The 18211-nt window shown below is 39.0% G+C and carries 15 protein-coding genes; 6 read left to right on the top strand and 9 right to left on the bottom strand.

The features are described 5' to 3' along the window. Window positions 1–13: 13 nt before the first annotated feature. From R8N23_RS20550 to R8N23_RS20530, 5 genes are all read left to right on the top strand, one after another. Window positions 14–388 (top strand): metalloregulator ArsR/SmtB family transcription factor, encoded by a 375-nt coding sequence (locus R8N23_RS20550; RefSeq protein ID WP_318173487.1) that lies wholly within the window; start codon window positions 14–16, stop codon window positions 386–388. Beyond that, window positions 385–1098 (top strand): YjjG family noncanonical pyrimidine nucleotidase, encoded by a 714-nt coding sequence (locus R8N23_RS20545; protein ID WP_318173486.1) that lies wholly within the window; start codon window positions 385–387, stop codon window positions 1096–1098. The genes R8N23_RS20550 and R8N23_RS20545 overlap by 4 nt, the downstream gene beginning before the upstream one ends. A 62-nt stretch (window positions 1099–1160) precedes the next feature. Beyond that, window positions 1161–2777 (top strand): HAMP domain-containing sensor histidine kinase, encoded by a 1617-nt coding sequence (locus R8N23_RS20540; protein ID WP_318173485.1) that lies wholly within the window; start codon window positions 1161–1163, stop codon window positions 2775–2777. Between the two features lies 1 nt (window position 2778). Further along, window positions 2779–3474, top strand: coding sequence for a response regulator transcription factor (locus R8N23_RS20535; protein ID WP_318173484.1), 696 nt, complete (start codon window positions 2779–2781; stop codon window positions 3472–3474). A gap of 152 nt (window positions 3475–3626) precedes the next feature. Beyond that, window positions 3627–4355: a 1-(5-phosphoribosyl)-5-[(5-phosphoribosylamino)methylideneamino] imidazole-4-carboxamide isomerase gene (locus tag R8N23_RS20530; protein WP_318173483.1), complete on the top strand. Its 729-nt coding sequence runs from the start codon at window positions 3627–3629 to the stop codon at window positions 4353–4355. Here the strand turns inward: R8N23_RS20530 and R8N23_RS20525 are convergent. The 7 genes from R8N23_RS20525 to R8N23_RS20495 all read right to left on the bottom strand — a co-directional run bounded on the left by R8N23_RS20525 (window position 4352) and on the right by R8N23_RS20495 (window position 13425). Then, window positions 4352–5830: a DUF5723 family protein gene (locus tag R8N23_RS20525; RefSeq protein ID WP_318173482.1), complete on the bottom strand. Its 1479-nt coding sequence runs from the start codon at window positions 5828–5830 to the stop codon at window positions 4352–4354. The two genes, R8N23_RS20530 and R8N23_RS20525, sit on opposite strands and share 4 nt — an antisense overlap. Then, on the bottom strand, window positions 5820–7445 hold the full coding sequence (locus R8N23_RS20520; RefSeq protein ID WP_318173481.1) for a hypothetical protein: 1626 nt from the start codon (window positions 7443–7445) through the stop codon (window positions 5820–5822). Before R8N23_RS20520 ends, R8N23_RS20525 begins: the two co-directional genes overlap by 11 nt. Before the next feature lie 151 nt (window positions 7446–7596). Further along, window positions 7597–8079 carry a 5-(carboxyamino)imidazole ribonucleotide mutase gene (gene purE / locus R8N23_RS20515; RefSeq protein ID WP_318173480.1) on the bottom strand — a complete coding sequence of 161 codons (483 nt, stop codon included), beginning with the start codon at window positions 8077–8079 and terminating at the stop codon, window positions 7597–7599. Beyond that, the gene (locus R8N23_RS20510; RefSeq protein WP_318173479.1) at window positions 8080–9216 is read right to left on the bottom strand and encodes a 5-(carboxyamino)imidazole ribonucleotide synthase; all 1137 of its coding nucleotides are present in this window, start codon (window positions 9214–9216) and stop codon (window positions 8080–8082) included. It lies immediately after the preceding gene. Between the two features lie 60 nt (window positions 9217–9276). Further along, a complete protein-coding gene (locus R8N23_RS20505) occupies window positions 9277–11085 on the bottom strand; it encodes a MutS-related protein (RefSeq protein WP_318173478.1) in 1809 nt (602 codons plus the stop codon). Between the two features lie 3 nt (window positions 11086–11088). Next, complete coding sequence (gene feoB / locus R8N23_RS20500; RefSeq protein ID WP_318173477.1) at window positions 11089–13200, bottom strand: ferrous iron transport protein B; 2112 nt, start codon at window positions 13198–13200, stop codon at window positions 11089–11091. Between the two features lie 6 nt (window positions 13201–13206). Beyond that, window positions 13207–13425, bottom strand: coding sequence for a FeoA family protein (locus R8N23_RS20495; protein WP_318173476.1), 219 nt, complete (start codon window positions 13423–13425; stop codon window positions 13207–13209). 153 nt (window positions 13426–13578) lie between these two features. On the opposite strand from R8N23_RS20495, the gene radA reads away from it, so the two are divergent. Then, window positions 13579–14952, top strand: a complete 1374-nt coding sequence (radA, locus tag R8N23_RS20490; protein ID WP_318173475.1) for a DNA repair protein RadA — start codon at window positions 13579–13581, stop codon at window positions 14950–14952. Window positions 14953–15427: 475 nt separating this feature from the next. Here radA and R8N23_RS20485 read toward each other — a convergent pair whose 3' ends face one another. Both R8N23_RS20485 and R8N23_RS20480 read right to left on the bottom strand, forming a co-directional pair. Next, window positions 15428–15853: a DUF1987 domain-containing protein gene (locus tag R8N23_RS20485; protein WP_318173474.1), complete on the bottom strand. Its 426-nt coding sequence runs from the start codon at window positions 15851–15853 to the stop codon at window positions 15428–15430. A 317-nt stretch (window positions 15854–16170) separates the two neighbouring features. After that, window positions 16171–18159: an OmpA family protein gene (locus R8N23_RS20480; protein WP_318173473.1), complete on the bottom strand. Its 1989-nt coding sequence runs from the start codon at window positions 18157–18159 to the stop codon at window positions 16171–16173. Window positions 18160–18211: the final 52 nt, after the last annotated feature.

Below are 18211 nucleotides of genomic sequence, written 5' to 3'. Positions count from 1 at the left end.
AACTACAGAACCCATGCAGCTAAAGCATTTTAATCTTCAGTTTGGTTCGCAAATTTTCAAGTCGTTCTCAGAAGAGGCAAGAGTGCGAATTATGTTTTTGTTGTTCAATGAAAACGAATTAAGCATTTCGGATATAGAGCATGTATTGGATTTTACACAGACGAAAACTTCAAGACATATCACTTATTTAAAACATGCCGGTTTGTTGAATTCCAGAAAGAAAGATCAATGGGTGTTTTATCAAATCAAGGAGGAGGTTATGGGCATGGTGTCTCAAATTTTTAAGTTTCTCAACAAGGATCAGCAACTCCAAAAGGATTTAGAAACGCTCAAAGTCCTTCACTCGAATAGAGAGTTATCCATCAACAAAAAACCATTTCAATATTGAAGTCATACAAATATTTGTTCTTTGACCTGGACCATACCTTATGGGACTGGGACGCTAATGCGTCTGAAACACTTTTCGATTTATATCATAGGTACGATCTGGGCAAGTATGGGGTGCAGGATGAAGTTACATTTCGAGATGTTTTTTTTCATGAAAATGCGAAACTATGGGCGGATTTGGATACAGGTAAAATTGATAAATTCTATCTAAGAAATAACCGCTTTCGTATTGTACTGGAGGCCGCCAATGCCAATATGAGGAGTGTAAAAGAGGATTTGCTGGTAGACATGAATGCCAATTTTCTAGTGGAATGTTCCAAAAAGAAAAAAGTAATTGATGGAGCCTTTGAGGTACTGGACTTTTGTAGAGATCAGTTTGATCTACATATCATCACGAATGGTTTTGAAGAGATTCAATCCATAAAAATGGAACACTCAGGCTTGGATCAATATTTTGATAAAATCATTACATCAGAAAAGGCGGGACATAAAAAACCGAGTGCTGGGATTTACCATTATGCAATAAAGCATACCGGAGCAGTTTTAGAAGACTCATTGATGATTGGTGACAACCTTGGGACAGACATCAAAGGTGCTCGTGATTTTGGAATGGATCAGGTCTATTTCAATCCGGCAAAGAATAGTCATCAAGAGGAGGTTACATCTGAAATCACTCAATTGACTCAATTGATCCAACTGCTGGATAAATAATTCAAATAGTTAAAATTGGTTAAATAGAGATCGTTGCTTCTCCAAAAACGTAAATTTGAGACATGAATAAATTGGCTATTAGAGGGTTGATTTTGGCCATGGGATTGGCGCTCGTGGGCCTTGTGGTATTTCAAGTCTATTGGATTGAGAGTATTATTAGTGCTAATGAGGAAGCATTCAAAAGGGATGTGCAAGACGCTTTAACTTCTGTTGCTCAAAAGTTGGAGAAGAAAGAAGCCATGATAGTCGCGGTGGATAACTTTCACACCAATTTTGCATTTAAGAGCCCATCGGAAAGCGACTCTAATCAATATGAGTTGATAGAGAGCACATTTGAAAAGAAAGTCATTCAGGTACAGGATTATGCCAAAGACTCTAGTAGACGCCCTGAGTGGTTGAGTTTCTATTTTGATTCAGAGAAAAATGATCCAAAACTTAAAAATGTTTCGATTACATTAACTGAAACTCCATCGGATGATTCGGATGAAGAGATTTTCATCAAAGAAGGTGAAGTCGATTCAATTATTACCAACAACATTGAATATCAGAAAAGATTAAAGCGAATTGCCAAGAAAAGTGAGTATGTTCAATTGGCCATGCATGAATTGTTTGCAGGGGTTAAGTCTTTGAATAGCAGAATTGATGCTCAAGAGGCAGATTCGTTACTAAAGAGTAGTCTGCAGGATCGAGGAATAGAACTACCATTTGACTTTGGCATATTTGATCCGCTGGAAGAAAGATTCACCATTGAGCAAATTGCTGACAGCAGATCTGAATTACAATCATCCGATTTAAGAGCCAGTCTTTTCCCAAACGATATCATGGGTGCTGCAGGCTATTTGGTAGTTAGGTTTCCAGATCAGCAGACTTATTTATTGGGTAAAATATGGGTGACACTAGTGTCTTCTTTAATTTTTATCGTAATCATTCTGGTTTGCTTCTCTTTTGCCATTCATACGATTTTCAGACAAAAGAAACTTTCGGAGATAAAAAGTGATTTCATCAATAACATGACCCACGAGTTTAAAACCCCGATATCAACGGTTTCATTGGCCTGTGAAGCACTTCGTGATGATCAAATTAGAAATACTGAAGGGCTTAGTGAAAGGTACCTGGGTATTATACATGATGAGAATAAACGTTTGGGACTTCAGGTCGAAAAAGTTCTTCAAATGGCGGTGATAGAGCGGAATGATTTCAAGCTAAAGCTGGAACAGGTCAACGTACACGAGATTATAGAAAAGGCTCTGGCCAATATTCAAATTCAGGTAACAAGTAAAGGAGGGCAGATATCAACGGATTTACTGGCGATCAATCAGACGATTACTGCTGATCAAATGCACTTGACCAATATCGTGTACAACCTATTGGATAATGCGAATAAATATTCTGCGGATAAACCAGCCATCAAAATCATGACCATTGATCATGCCAAAGGCATAATGATTAAGATCATTGATAAAGGTATTGGCATGTCGAAAGAAGTAGTTAACAAGATTTTTGAAAAGTTTTATAGAATACCTACAGGCAATCTGCATGACGTAAAAGGATTTGGTCTTGGACTAGCTTATGTAAAGAACATGGTGGAGGCACATGGAGGTAATATTCAAGTGAAAAGCGAGCTGAAAAAAGGAAGTGAGTTTACTGTGTTTCTTCCTTACCAACTAAATAAAGAGTGATATGAGTAAAGTCAAAATTCTACTTGTGGAAGACGACCCTAATTTGGGACAAATTCTTAATGAATATCTTCAACTTAAGGGATATGAAACCGTTTTGTGCCAGGACGGGGAAGCGGGTTTCAGGGCTTTTCAAGAAGGAGATTTTGATTTCTGTATTCTAGATGTAATGATGCCCAAAAAAGATGGCTTTTCTCTAGCTCGAGATATTCGTGCCATGGACAAGCAGGCTCCGCTGATTTTTCTCACGGCAAAGTCTATGAAAGAGGATACCATCGAAGGCCTCAAGTTGGGCGCTGACGATTATTTGACGAAGCCTTTCAGTATGGAAGAGCTCTTACTTCGCATACAGGTCATATTAAAAAGAACGAATAATAAAGGCAATGGAAAGTTGAATAAAACGTCTTATGAGTTGGGTTCAATGCTTTTTCGTTATGATAAAAGTGTACTTGAAAGGCCGTCAGGAGAGATTAAATTAACCTCAAGGGAAAATGAATTGCTAAAGCTGTTTTGTGATCACATGAATGAGACGTTGGATCGAAGTGTTGCATTGATGGCTATATGGAAGGATGATAGTTATTTTAATGCAAGGAGCATGGATGTCTATATCGCTAAACTCAGAAAGTATCTAAAGGAAGAGGAATCCGTACATATTCTTACGGTTCATGGACAAGGTTTTAAGCTTGTAAAAATGGACTAATTTCGTTATATTGTGTATCCGCCCATTTCCTAATTGTGGTGGTTTGATGGACTTTTTCCCATTGCCTGTAGAATTAACAATAGTTTAAAGCGCAAATTCGCTGATGTAATTCTACATTAGTTTTATTTGTTTACCTGTAACCCATTAAATATATGCTTTTAGTTCCTTCGATTTCAATTAAGGATGGCAAAGTAACCAGACTGACCAGAGGCGATTATTCTTCCGGAAAAATCTATAACGAAAGTCCGATAGACCTTGCCCGTCAATTCGAGGATCATGGGATCAATCGATTACACCTTATTGATTTGGATGGTGCAAAAAAAGGTACACCTGTAAACTATCATATTCTTGAGATGATGTCTGGCTATTCGGATATAGCTATCAATTTTTCTGGCGGTATTCATACCGACGGCGATGTAACTAAATCATTTGAGTATGGCGCTGAAAGTATAACTTCAGCTACAATAGCGGTTTATAATCCTGAACTGTTTACTTCATGGATGATGTCATATGGCCGTGAAAAAATTGCCCTGGGCGCAGACACTCTTGATGGCCTTATACGTGTAGGAGGTTGGCAAAAAGGAACAAAGCTTGATACGTTCGAGCATATTGATTATTTCTACTCTAGAGGACTCAAGTATCTTAAGACTACGGATATCTCGAGAGAAGGGGCTATGGAAGGACCTTCATTTGATTTGTATCAAGAAGTCATCGAAAAGTTCCCTAATCTTTGCCTATTTGCTAGTGGTGGTATTAGAAACGTAGACGATATCAAAAGATTAAATGATATTGGTGTTTACGGGGTGATTTTTGGTAAAGCGTTTTATGAAGGCAAAATCACGCTTGACGATATGGAGCAATTCGCAGTTGGCGTGAATTAATAATCCTTGAAATTGGACTTTTCGTAAACGGGTCGTGGCTTTTGTTTTCTAATTATCCAGTAGATTCCATCACTCTTTTCAACTTTCTCTTTTTTGCTGTAAGGTGATGGGTGCATCAAGTCGCTGTTGTCATCCTTAGGAGATTTCCCTTTCCCATTAAATACAAGGTTAAATCCAAATCGAAAGTCCACAGCGTCAATTTTTGTAACATCCCAGACCCTCAGTAGTTTATCTGATGCCATATAGATTTGACAAGATCCAAAATTAACTGCTGCAGCTAGTCCAAGATCTATTCCTTGCTGAGGTATTCTTGATACATTGGCAGATACATTTAGTGCTCGACCGACTTTTCTAGTATAGGCAGCAGAATAGATCATTCGGAAATTTCCGCGAACGATATGCGCAGCAATGGTACCAGTAAATCTATCATTAGGTGTCAATTGATACATTAAACTGGCATAAGAAGTTGTATTGAGTCCTGTGGTATATGCTCTATAAAGTGTAGTATCCTGGAGTGCGTTTTTTAATGTATCCAGATACGCATCTTCAAAATTGCTTACATCAGCTAGGTCGATCCCTGTGAATCTAAAAGTAGTGTCTGCAAGCAGATAGTTTTCAGGATCAACTTTCCAATGAATAAAGCCAAGATCATTAACTGAAACAGCTGCTGACAATTCTTTGTTGATTTTCCAATGCGCGCCTATGTCAATTCCTGCTCCTAAATTTCCATTGCTGATCATATGAGAGGTGAGATCATCACTATCTATTAAATTAAGCCCTGAAGTATTTACGGTAGCTCCCTGAAGATCGAAGTTTGCATTGTATGTGTTTTCTTCAAACCCTACAGAACCGTCGAATTTGTTATCAGTTACTGCGCTGATCATACCATTAAGAAACTTAACGCGCACACCGATATTTATGGCTCTATTTGGAATGCTTTTCCACACACCAAATCCATATTCTCTGTAATACCTGACATCTAGTGCTGTTCTACTCAGGTCAATTTCGTCACCTACGATGGCGGTGTTTCCACGCCAAGCCGTTTTTACCACGTTTTCACCATAAAAACCTCTGGCACCAACTCTTTCCCTAATAAATATTGAATATCCTTGGGTGGGAGATTTTCTCCAAGCGACGTGAAGCGTAGAAATATCTGCTTCCATGCTCACGTAATTCCTTTTTTTGGCGTTGTTGACAAAATTGTCAATATCCCATTCTCTTTCACCTAATTCGTTGGTTGTAATAGCATCCTCATAACTAACAGGACCATTGTAATCAATTGAGATCCCGGATATTACAGGTAATCCGACAAATGTTTTTCCTTCAGGGAAAAAGGCTGGATTGAAATTATTCCCCTGAAATGTGCTGTTGGTCAAGTGATATAAGGAAATACCAGATTGGGCATGTACCATTTTGGTACTTACAAGACAAAAGGCTAGGGCTAGTAGAAAACGTGATATTAAATTATAACTCATGACTAATGTTTGCTTCAGTTCCTACTTGAATTAGCAGCTCATAATCGGAAAATATTTTCACGAAATTATCTTCGCTGGCTTTATAGCTTGTAATATGAGTTAATAGATTGAGTACACTTGCATCGAGTAGTTCCTGATAACCACCATTCTCACCTTTGTGTATTTTAACTATTGCGGAATTTGTTACAGGCTCTTCAATTTTACCAGATGATGGTACTTCTGCAGAATTGAAAAACAGAATATCTGTGATTTCAAATAAAACAGAAGAGTCTGCAGCTAAAAACTGCATATCAATTACTCCGTCAAAGGGTAATTGGTTGACTGTATTTAATACGAGTCTGATAGTATCTGCTTCTTCAAAGTCGAAACCCTCTATGCCAGTAGGAAAATCACGAGTTACATCAGTAAGCTTCACATTCAGAGGTAGATTAATCTCAGTGACTACTTCAACTTCGCTTGTAGCCGTCACAAAATTTCGGTCACTTCCATCTTCATTCGTATAGTTGGCTTCACCAGAAAGAGAAATATTAAATTGGTTTGGTGATATAGCGAGTAAGTCCCTCATGTTAGAATTACTTTCATCTATGTTGATAACAGAAGTTGCTATAGAACCTACCTGACTGGTACTTGGTGCACGTACGAATTGTGGAGAGTCTGTGATCGTTCCTGATAAACTAACCGATGATCCATCTGCATTTGAAGTGGATATATTTTCAAAGTTCAATCCCATTGGAACACCGAATGCATTGTTAATATAAAAATTAAGCTGAGGATTATTGAAGACTAATCCATTTTCAGAAATGCCTTCAAAAAAGTCAATATTTATGCTTTGATCAGCAAGATCAATCGTCTTATCTCCAAACCACCCGTATATTTCACTGAACTCGGCGTTTGTGATTGTCAATGTGTAATTGATGATTTCTGTTCCATTTATGAAATCACCGGTTTTGACTTTTAAAACCCCATCAAAATCGCCTGTGAAGATATTGGTATTTGAGATTTGCTCAATGAGCGTTTTGTGATTGGTCAGCTGCTGACTTACATTATCACTGCCACTAGCTGGTAGCGTGCCTGATATTACCATTGGATCTCCAGTGTCCAAATTTACAATGTCGTTTAGAGTTAGCTCATATTCTAATACTGAAGCATAGCCATTCTGAATATCTAGGGTTATTGTGCCTGCTGTGTATTTTACCGAATCCAATTCTTCGTTGTTAGGTGATGTATATTCAAAAGACAAATCTTGGGTTGGAATGACAACGTCTTGGGGGCCGGGTGACCCTGGTATTGGGTCAAGTCCAGCATCAATGGCGTCAGAGTTAGTTACATCTTCTAATTCAATAATGGACAAATAATCATCAAATAGAGTAGTATCTCTATAAGAAACAAAAATCAAATTAGAATTATCTTCCGTTATGATTAAAGTGGAGTCTTTCAATTTTTCGATAAGATTCTCTATAGTATAGGAAGTTTGACCGATGGGGGCAACTACCAATGGCGTATAGGTCGGAACTTCAATGTCATCGAAATCTAATTCCCCTGCATTGCACATGGAAAACAGTATGGCAATCAACCCATAAAAAATGGTGTTAAAATACCGTGTATATTTTGTCAAGACAGATCTGATAAGTTGCACAAATTTTATTTATTCTACACTTTTTGCCACGCTGAATGGCAATATACTAATATTTCTAATTTTAGAAATACTAAAAACTAAACGGTTAAGATCAGCTTTATTGTTTCTTTCTCAAAAATATGAAGAGATTTTATAAGCTACGGATAGAATCTTCTACTTTTTCGCGCATCTCAACTTTGTATTGTGCTAATTTGTCGGCAACCACCTCATCATGACTGCCAATTATTTGTGCAGCTAAAATACCGGCATTTTTAGCACCATCAAGGGCTACAGTAGCTACAGGAACACCGCCAGGCATTTGAAGAATCGAAAGCACAGAATCCCAACCATCTATAGAGTTGCTAGACTTTACAGGCACTCCTATCACAGGCAATGTAGTTATAGAAGCGACCATGCCAGGTAAATGGGCAGCTCCGCCTGCACCTGCAATAATTACTTTGAGGCCCCTTGACCTGGCGTTTTCCGCATATTCAACCATTCGATGTGGGGTTCGATGAGCAGAAACAATAGTCAGCTCATAGTCTACACCTAATTGTTGCAAAACTTCGGCTGCCTGATTCATAATATTCAGGTCGCTTTTGCTACCCATGATAATTCCTACTGATGGTGTCATTTATGCTTTGATTTTGATTGATTGTTTCACTGATCGTGCTATAGTCTTTAAACTTTCTAAACTGTCACCAACCAGAGTTACATGTCCCATTTTTCTGAAAGGTTTTGTCAGTTTTTTACCGTACAAATGTACATGAAGCCCTTCAATCTCCAAGGCTTCTTCTAAACCCTCATATTGAGCAACCCCAGTATATCCTTCCTCACCTAGCAAATTTATCATTACGGAGGCACCTATAATAGAGGTGTCTCCCAGTGGGAGATTTAAAATTGCTCTAATGTGCTGCTCGAATTGCGAAGTAACATTACCCTCAATGGTTTGATGACCACTATTGTGTGTTCGTGGTGCGCATTCGTTCACGATGACCTCGCCATCTTTGGTGGCGAACATCTCCACTGCTAATAGGCCCACCATGTCTAGAGAGGAAATAACCTTCTTGGCCATTTCTCGCGCTTTGATTTTAATGTCTTCTGACAAACTCGAAGGGGCAAAAAGAAATTCTACTAGATTGGCTTCCGGATGATATTCCAATTCTACTACGGGGTAGGTAGTCATTTCACCTTTTGCATTACGTGCAACGATTACAGAAATTTCCCGGTCATAATCCACAAATTTTTCAATTAAGGAAGGCTTGTCAAATCCTTTAGGAATATCGGCTTCTGTTTTGATCACCTGTACGCCTCGCCCGTCATAACCTTCCGTTCTTAGTTTATGCACGCCAGGAAGCAAATGCTTGTTTTGATGGATGTCTTCAAATGAATTGGTTAAAACGAATTTCGATGTAGCTATGCCATGGTCTAGATAAAACTGCTTTTGAAGGCCTTTATCTTTGATGGTCTTTAATGCATGCGGTTGAGGGTAAACTTGCTTGCCTTTTTTTTCTAGTGCTTCGAGCGCTTCAATATTTACATTCTCGATTTCCACTGTAATAATGTCGCAAGAATCTCCAAAGGCCATTACTTGATCGAAATCACGAATGTCGCCATTCACAAATTCTGAAGCAATAGATTTACATGGTGCATTGGGATCGGGATCCATTGATTTAATTTCCAGATTAATGTCAATGGCTGATTGAATCATCATTCTTCCCAGCTGACCACCACCGAGAACACCAATTTTTACATTCGGATCGAAACTCATCTATCTTTTTGCTTGTGTGGCGCAAAACTAAACAGGGCTGTTCAATCCTTGAAGCGATTCTTATTTTTTGATGATACCCATCTTTTCCATCAACTTGCTTGCGTTGAAACTATTGCAAGGCTCAAACGACAGTTTGTAGTCGAATTTGATTTCATCATTGATGATGGTACTGTTGAAACTCATGTTTTGAATATTGGCATGTTCTTGAGCCAGAGAAGACAGCTGAATGTCATGCGTTGAGATGAGTCCACGACAGTTTTCGTTAATCAATTGATCAATCAATGAAAGTGCCCCTTTGTGTCGGTCTTCCGAATTGGTGCCCTTCAGTATTTCGTCAAGCATATAGAATATAGGCTCGTCTTTTTTCAACAGGTCCAATAGATTTTTTAATCGTTGCAGTTCGGCGTAAAATGAACTAACGTTTTCTTCTAGATTGTCTTGTGTTCGCATACTTGTAAAGACTTGCACCAACGAACATTCGAATTTTTTGGCACACACAGGCGCTCCCATTTGAGCCAATACTAGGTTAACTCCAATCGTACGAAGAAAAGTGCTTTTCCCAGACATGTTGGATCCGGTAACAAGCCCTAACTTGCCAATTCCCGAGAGACTGAAATCATTGCATATTCGTTGCTCAGGTTTTATGAGTGGGTGACCCATTTCTTTTACAATGAGTAAATGGTTTTCCGTAGATATTTTCGGATAGCAAAAGTGAGGATTAGAAAATGAGTAGGAACTGATATCGCTCAACGCATCAATCTGATGAACCGCATCAAACCATTTTTCTACCTGACTTATATTTTTCTTTTTCCAACTGATCGCCATAGACAACCAATTGACATCTAATAAAAATAGAACGTTGAACGGTAGGTATAAAACATTCGCTCGACTCAATAAAAACATTAAAATTCTGCGAAGAGATTTGATTGCGTTTGATGCACTGTCTTCATCTGTTCTTAGCTGCTTATGCAGCTTCTGCAATAGTGGAGATTGAAAATTCTTTTGCTCAATTTCAGTGATTACTTTTTCGTAGCCTTTTAGAAACGAGGAGATGTTGCCAAACTCATTAGTCACTTCCATAAGAGGCTTGAAAATGACGGACAGCAGCCCGAGGTTTATTAGTATTGGCAAATAAATCCACTGGTAGGGCCAACCTAGTATATTGATGCCGAATAATATACTAACTGAAATTGTCGGCATCAAATATCGCATGATACGCCAAAAGGAATTGTCTATGAGTCGCAGATTTTCGTCGATCCACTGAACCAATGAAACAACGACATTCGTGTATTGAGCATTTCGCTGATCCCCATGATAGCCATAGGCAGTTAAATTCTGTCTCCAGGAGGTATCCTCTGATAGTTCTTGAACAGCCTGTTGTCGTTCTTCTATTTCAGGTTTTGAAGATTTAGCAAGCAACCAATTTTTGATGATTTCCCGAGTACCAGACAGTTTACTTCTAACTAAAAGTTGGTAAAGGGAATTAGAGCCAAATAAATCCAAATCCGGAGCATAGGAATGGTGGGTGTCGAGGTATTCTATACCGTCGTCTAGGTCTGAAAATTTACCTGAAACCCTCTTGAGCTCGTTTTCATTGATAGCAACTAAAAACTGATGCTGGGCTAAGGCAAACTTGAACTTATTGTGTTTTTGAATGATCCAACCAAAAACAGGTACAAACAACAGAACACTTAAAATCATCAATTGTATTTCCCTGACATTGGCAAAATACACTGCAGCTACTATAAAAGCACAAAAAATGAGTACTCTAATCCAGGACAGACGAGTCTCATTCTGTTCAAGCCCTACGGACTTTTGTCTTAATTCTTCAAGGCGAGATTCATAGTAATTTCCAGGATGGTCAGTCATGTATTAGCTTAATAATTGATAGGCGATTAACGCAAAAATATAAGCAACTGCTGACATATAGATCAACTGAAGAACAGGCCATTTCCAGGATTTAGTTTCTCTATAAACGACTGCCAGCGTACTCATGCATTGCATGGCAAACGCATAAAACAGCATTAAGGATACACCTAGCGCAATGGAGTACATCGGCTGACCTGTGTAGGGATTGATTTCCGCCCTTAATTTGTCCTTGATGGTGGACTCGTCTTCTGCTTCGGAGCCTACACTGTATATAGTAGCTATGGTACCAACAAAAACTTCTCTTGCCGCAAAAGAAGTAATCAGTGCTATTCCAATTTTCCAATCATAACCCAGTGGGCGAATGGCTGGTTCTATAGATTTACCTAATAAACCAGCATAAGAATATTCTAGTTTATGTGCGTTCAGGGCATCATCATATTCTGGAGAATCAACACTTAACTCCGGATACTTTTCCATTATTTTTTGATCCGCCTGAGTGAAATTTTCTCCTGGGCCGTATGAGGCCAGTACCCAAAGGATAATAGAAATGGCAAGAATGATTTTACCCGCCTCAAATACAAAAGTTTTGCTTTTTGAAAAAATCGTGATCCAAACATTTTTCCATTTCGGCCAGCGATAAATCGGCAACTCCATAATGAAATAGCTCTGCTCTTTTACCTTTAGAATCTTTTTCATCAACAGGGCAGAAAAAATGGCGCCAAAAAAACCGATAAGATATAGCGCCATCAAGGCCAGTCCCTGTACACTTAAAAAGCCAAAGAGATATTCATTAGGGATAACCAAGGCGATTAAAATAGCATAGACAGGGAGTCTGGCCGAGCAACTCATAAATGGAGTTACAAAGATGGTTATGATACGGTCTTTCCAACTTTCGATATTTCTAGCGGCCATAATCGCAGGGATGGCACAAGCTACACCAGAGATCAAGGGAACAACACTCTTTCCATTGAGCCCAAATTTTCTCATGATTTTGTCCATTAGAAAAACCACACGAGCCATATAACCAGATTCTTCAAGGATCGCGATGAAACAGAAAAGAAGAGCAATCTGAGGAATGAATATAACCACGCCACCAAGGCCGGGAATAATCCCTTCCGCAATAAGATCAGTAAGAACCCCGGATGGCAAATAAGTTTTGGCCCAACTACTCAATTTGGCAAAGCCGAAATCGATGTAATCCATAAAGGGTTCAGCCCATGCAAAAATGGACTGAAACAAGGCGAAGAGAATCACAAAGAATATGAGGTAACCATAGACTTTGTGGGTCAATATTTTATCTATTTTTTGATTGCGAGTGGCAGTAGTTTCTAGGTTGGTTTTTGTTACAATGTGTGAGAGTTTCTCACGGATGATTTTGTAGCGTTCAACAGTTTCAGTGGTTTGAAACTGACGGTCACAAAAATTGTACTTTATTTTCTCGTCAGCAATAAATTGCTTTTCGTCATTGCTCAAAAAAGTTTTACTATAAGTTTGTTGCGCGTATTGATACGCTACATAGTCATTATCGAGCTCAAATTTCTCCTTAATAACTGGTATGATCTCTGGAGACAGCTCATTGATATCGTAGAACAGTTTTTTCGATGCAGGTACATCTTCTAACAAAACTCCTTTCAGTTCTTGAATGCCTTCGCCAGTTCTACCATTTATAGTTAAGACAGTGGTATTGAATTGTTCCTCCAAAGCACTAAGATCTATATTCAGTCCACTTCTATTGGCTACGTCAAGCATGGATAATACCAGTATAGTAGGCAGGCCTAGGTCTTGAATTTCCGTAAATAGTAGGAGATTTCTTTCAAGGTTAGACGCATCTGCAATGACAACGATTTTATCAGGGAAGTCATGTGCTTTTTTGTCGCTAAGCACATCAAATACTACCCGCTCATCCATGGAGCGAGGATAAATACTATAGGTCCCTGGTAAGTCTATCACATTAGCCACAGTCCCATTTTGTCGGAACGTACCGCTGACTTTATCCATAGTAACACCAGGAAAGTTACCCACCTTTTGGTTCATCCCAGTGAGCAAATTAAAAATGGAAGTTTTACCTGCGTTTGGATTGCCAATCAGGGCGACATTTAACAAAGCGTTGCTCATGGGTTATTAAGATAAAGTAATGGTTGCCGCCTCTTCTAACCTTAAAGACAAATCATAGCCAGAAACACGAATGCAGATCGGGTCTCCCAGTGGAGCAGAAAATTTCATTTCTACTTCTGTGCCAGGGAGTACACCCATTTCTAATAATTTCAAAGAGATATATTCATTGGTAAAATTGTTTACAATTCCTTTCTCGCCTGGTCTAAGCTGTGCCACTGATCGCATGAATACTCTTATTTAGAATTATTAAAAATAAGAGCAAAAGTATGTGATTTGACGTAAGGCAGCAAGTCTAATTTTATGAGAAAAGTCATTGGGTTAAAAACGCAATTTCTTTTTGAAATTCAATTTAAATTGTCGCTTCAAACTTCAGTGTCTATGGCTAAAACTAAAACAGCTTTTTTTTGTCAGAATTGTGGAGCTCAATCTCCAAAGTGGGTAGGTAAATGTCCATCGTGTGGTGAATGGAATTCTTATGTAGAAGAGGTGGTGACTCAAACAACGAGCAATACGAAGATTTGGACCGAGGAGGATAAAAATGCAAGACCGAATCAGGCCGTGTCTATTCAAGAAATAAAGGCAGAGGATAGCGTCAGATTCAAGACAATTGACGAAGAATTGAATCGTGTATTGGGTGGAGGTATTGTGCCTGGATCTTTGGTGCTGATAGGAGGAGAACCAGGTATAGGAAAATCTACTCTTTTTTTACAAGTAGCTCTTGGCCTACCTAATAAGAAAATATTATATGTGTCAGGAGAGGAGAGTCCCCAGCAGATAAAAATGCGCGCAGAGCGTATGCAGGCAAAGTCAGACAATTGTTTGCTCCTTTCAGAAACCTCCCTGAACAATATCTTTCAGCAGATCAAGCAGGTCAATCCAGAAATTCTTATCATAGATTCTATTCAGACGTTGTTTTCATCTAAAGTAGATAGCTCCGCTGGAAGTGTGAGCCAAGTTCGCGAATGCACGGCAGAGCTCCTTCAGTTTGCAAAGACCTCAAATGTACCTGTATTTCTTATCGGTCATATTACAAAAGAGGGTACTATAGCCGGGCCCAAGGTTTTGGAGCATATGGTGGATACCGTACTCCAGTTTGAAGGAGATCGCCATCTGAGTTATAGAATCCTGAGAACGATCAAGAATAGATTTGGATCGACTTCTGAATTGGGTATTTATGAAATGTCTGGTACTGGCATGCGTCAGGTTTCTAATCCGTCGGAGATTTTGATCGCGCACAAGGACAGCGAACTCAGTGGGGTGACTATTGGAGCATCGATCGAAGGCAATCGCCCTCTGCTCATTGAGACTCAAGCGTTGGTCAGCGCTTCAGCTTATGGCACACCTCAACGAAGTACTACTGGCTACGATGCCAAACGGCTTAATATGCTCCTAGCTGTATTAGAGAAAAGAGGAGGCCTTCGTTTGGGTAATCAGGACGTATTCTTGAATATAGCTGGGGGGCTAAAAATTGATGATCCCGCTTTGGATTTGAGTATTGCAGTTTCAATTGTCTCTTCTTATGAAGAAAAGGTCGTGAGTTCTGACATTTGTTTTGCTGGGGAGATAGGTTTAGGAGGAGAAGTAAGAGCTGTGAATAGGATTGAGAGTCGAATTTCGGAAGCAGAGAAATTAGGGTTCAAGAAGATATTTGTTTCCAAGAACAATTCGAAAGCGGTGGAGGCCGCTAATTTTAAGATTGAAGTGGTGATGGTTCAGAATATTGCTGAGGTATTCAGAAAATTAGCGTCCTAAAAAAATATCCCGCACCAAATGGCGCGGGACAGCTCAGGAATCGAAGCGACAAAAGCCGCTCCGAAATTCTTACCATAGCGGTAATTTTTTAGTTGGCTAGCTAACTATTGTGAGCAAAACCAACCCGATAAAATAGAGCAACAAATATTTATATTCTCGATCCATAGCTGTTTGATTTATAGGATTAAAAAAATATTTAATTGACTTATATAACTAATTAATTCTAATAATATTATTATTAATAGAATTAATTCAACAAAACAAAGTTGAATTGAATTATTGATAATTCAAGGTTTACAACGAGTTATTAGACCAATAGGAGCCATGTTTTAGATGACTAAAATGAGATGATCGATGAATCAAAGGAATTGATAGATTGAATTTTTGGCTCTTTCGACCAAAAGTGAATTGAATAGATTCAAAAAAGGCCTTGTAGATATACAAGGCCTTTAGAATATCTTAAGAATGCTCTGATTTAATTCTCCGAAGACTCTTCTTTCATTTCTCCTAAGATTTTTATCTCAGGGATTTCGACATAGTTGAATTCGTAGTTGAAGAATGAACTCAGGTCTTCGCCTGCTTCCAGCATATCTTCGTCACCTTCTTCGTAGTACCAATTGATATGTATCTCTTTTCCTCGTTCTACTTTAAGGTCATTTAATTTCTTGAAGAGTATGTATATACATTTGGACGAGCTGGTATTGAAGTACTCGAAGGCTGCATTTAGAGTGATGGCCGCCTTGTCTGTCTTGCCAAAATGATCGATAGAGTCATTGATATATCTGTAGAACACCAATGGGTTTTCCGGGCTTGATTTGCCTCGAATATCAAGTAGCCCTTTTCCTGGATCGAAGTAGATCGAGGGGGTCACTCTTGTCGCTCTAATAAAAAAACCTTTCATATTTATCTATCGCTCAAATTGGTTAGGCTTGTTTGTCTCCCAATTGTCTTTTCGGTTTATGTAATCTAAAACAGTCTTGTATGTAAGCCTGTTCGTTACACCCATTACAACTTCAAAGATCAACCGTTTTTAAAAAAAAGAGAATACAGGATTCTCCTAAAAATGAATTTTGTTCCTTAAAAGGTACGATAATGGCCAGAATTGGCAAAAAAAATCAAGTAAAAGGAAAAATATTTATTTGAAATTTTTCACAAAAAGTTGGAGGTGTTCGTTTTAATTAGACGGTTAGGTAATTCCCCTAAACATCCTATCGGTGTTTACTGTGAGTCCTCTACATCGTCAAAAAACCTATCTGACTCGTCATAATCTTCGGTGTTTTGCTTCTCGAATTTCTTATTGTATCTAGTAACCTTGAATTCTGTCCTTCTGTTTACCTGATGTTCCTCTTCAGTCTTGGCATTTTCGATGATCAATTTGGTTTCTCCATATCCTTTCGCTACCATTCTTCTGTTCTCAATTCCTTGAGAAGCGATATAGTTCACTGCACTCTGGGCTCTTCGCTGAGACAGGCTCATATTGTATTCGTGACTAGACCTTACATCAGTATGTGAACTTAACTCAATATTGATATTGGGGTTGTCTCTCATCAGAGTGACCAGTTTATCCAGTTCAGCAGCAGCCTCGGGTTTAATATCTGCCTTGTTGAGATCGTAGTAAATGTTGTTGAGTACAATAGCTTTGTCTACGACGATTTTTTCCAGCGGAAGATCCACTTCGAACTCAACATTTGTTATAGTATTTTTTAATGTAGATTTATCAACTGATTTTCCAATGGTGGAAAAGTCGATGCGTGTGGTGAAGTATTCCTCTTTTTCTGCAACCAGATAATATTTTTCTTCTGAGAATACACGAAACCTGTATTTGCCATCCACCTGTGTGAATTGCTCATCAACGATGTTATCATCCAGATCCCTTAATACTACTTTGGTATTGGATAAAGCGACCAACTGACTATCAGTTTCATGTGTCAGCGTGGTGCCAGAAAGCCAGTAATTCACTATGCGCAATTCTGGATCATCATTGACGAAAGTATAGATGTCGTCATCTCCCTTGCCACCTTTTCTGTTGGAGGTAAAAAAACCGCGCGAAGGGTTAAAAAGAAAGAGACCGAAATCATCAGCATTCGAATTGATGGGAGTACCAAGGTTTTCAAGTTTTACATGACCGCCTGCTCTGGTTGCTTCAAAAATATCTAGTCCTCCAAAACCTGGCCAACCGTCGGAAGAGAAATATAATTTTCCTGTACCGCCTACATAAGGGAATATTTCATTGCCAGGCGTATTTATTCCTTCTCCCATATTTCTAACATCCACCCATCTCCCCCTTCTGTTTAATGAAGCTGTGTAGATATCCAGTCCTCCAAATCCTCCTTCGCGGTTAGATGAGAAAAACAATGTTTTGCCATCAGGACTAAGGGCAGGTGTAGAGTCCCAAGAGTCTTGGCCATTAATGCTCAATGGTCTAGGCGTTTGCCAAGCGCCATTTCTGTAGCGAGTAAAATAAAGATTGACTTCGTTAGCTCCTGAGGATTTACCCGAATTTCCTTTTGCAAAAATCACCGTATTGCCGTTTTTAGACATGGTAATTGAACCTAGATTTACATTGGGTTCATTGATAATTGGGCTGAGCTCTTCCAGAGTTGCGAGATCTACATTTGCCCCCCGGGTATTTACCATGTAGATGTCTGTAAAGGGAGTTCCTGTGCCTTTGTAGATTTTACCGCCATGCCTGTTTGATGTAAAATAGAGTTTCCCATCACTATAGAACGGTGAATATTCAGCGAACTTTGTGTTGATCGCTTCAAGGTTCTTAACCCTGAAATGATTCACTCGTGTTTCTATTTCTGGAAGTTGTCCCAGGTTATTCAGTTCGCGTTCGGCTAATGCCACCACGGCATCATCTTGGCCTTTTTTCAGATAGTCTTCGAGTACTTGATTGGCTCTTTTTACGTCATCATTGGCCTTGAGTGAGACGGCATAGTAATAAAAGGCGCTTTCATCCTGGACGCCTGCATCGATGGCAGCCATGTAATAGGGTTCAGCTTCTTGAATTCGGTTAGATTTTCTATAGGCTTCGGCCAGCAGAAAATTTGACTCAGGGTCGTCTGGTTTTATCGACTTTTCTAACAGGTATATGGCATCGCTGTATTCTCCCGCTTCAAGACTCTTATTTGCTTTTTTGGAAGCGCTACATGAAGTCAAAAGGATAATTAGAAATAAACTGAAAAGTTTGTTGTTGCTGGCCATAAAATCCATTTATAGTTTACCTAAAGATAAAACACATTCCTAATATACGCCC

The sequence above is a fragment of the Reichenbachiella sp. genome, assembly GCF_033344935.1.
GTDB lineage: Bacteria > Bacteroidota > Bacteroidia > Cytophagales > Cyclobacteriaceae > Reichenbachiella.
The sequence above is the reverse complement of the archived record's forward strand: the minus strand, read 5'-3'. Positions and strand labels throughout refer to the sequence as shown.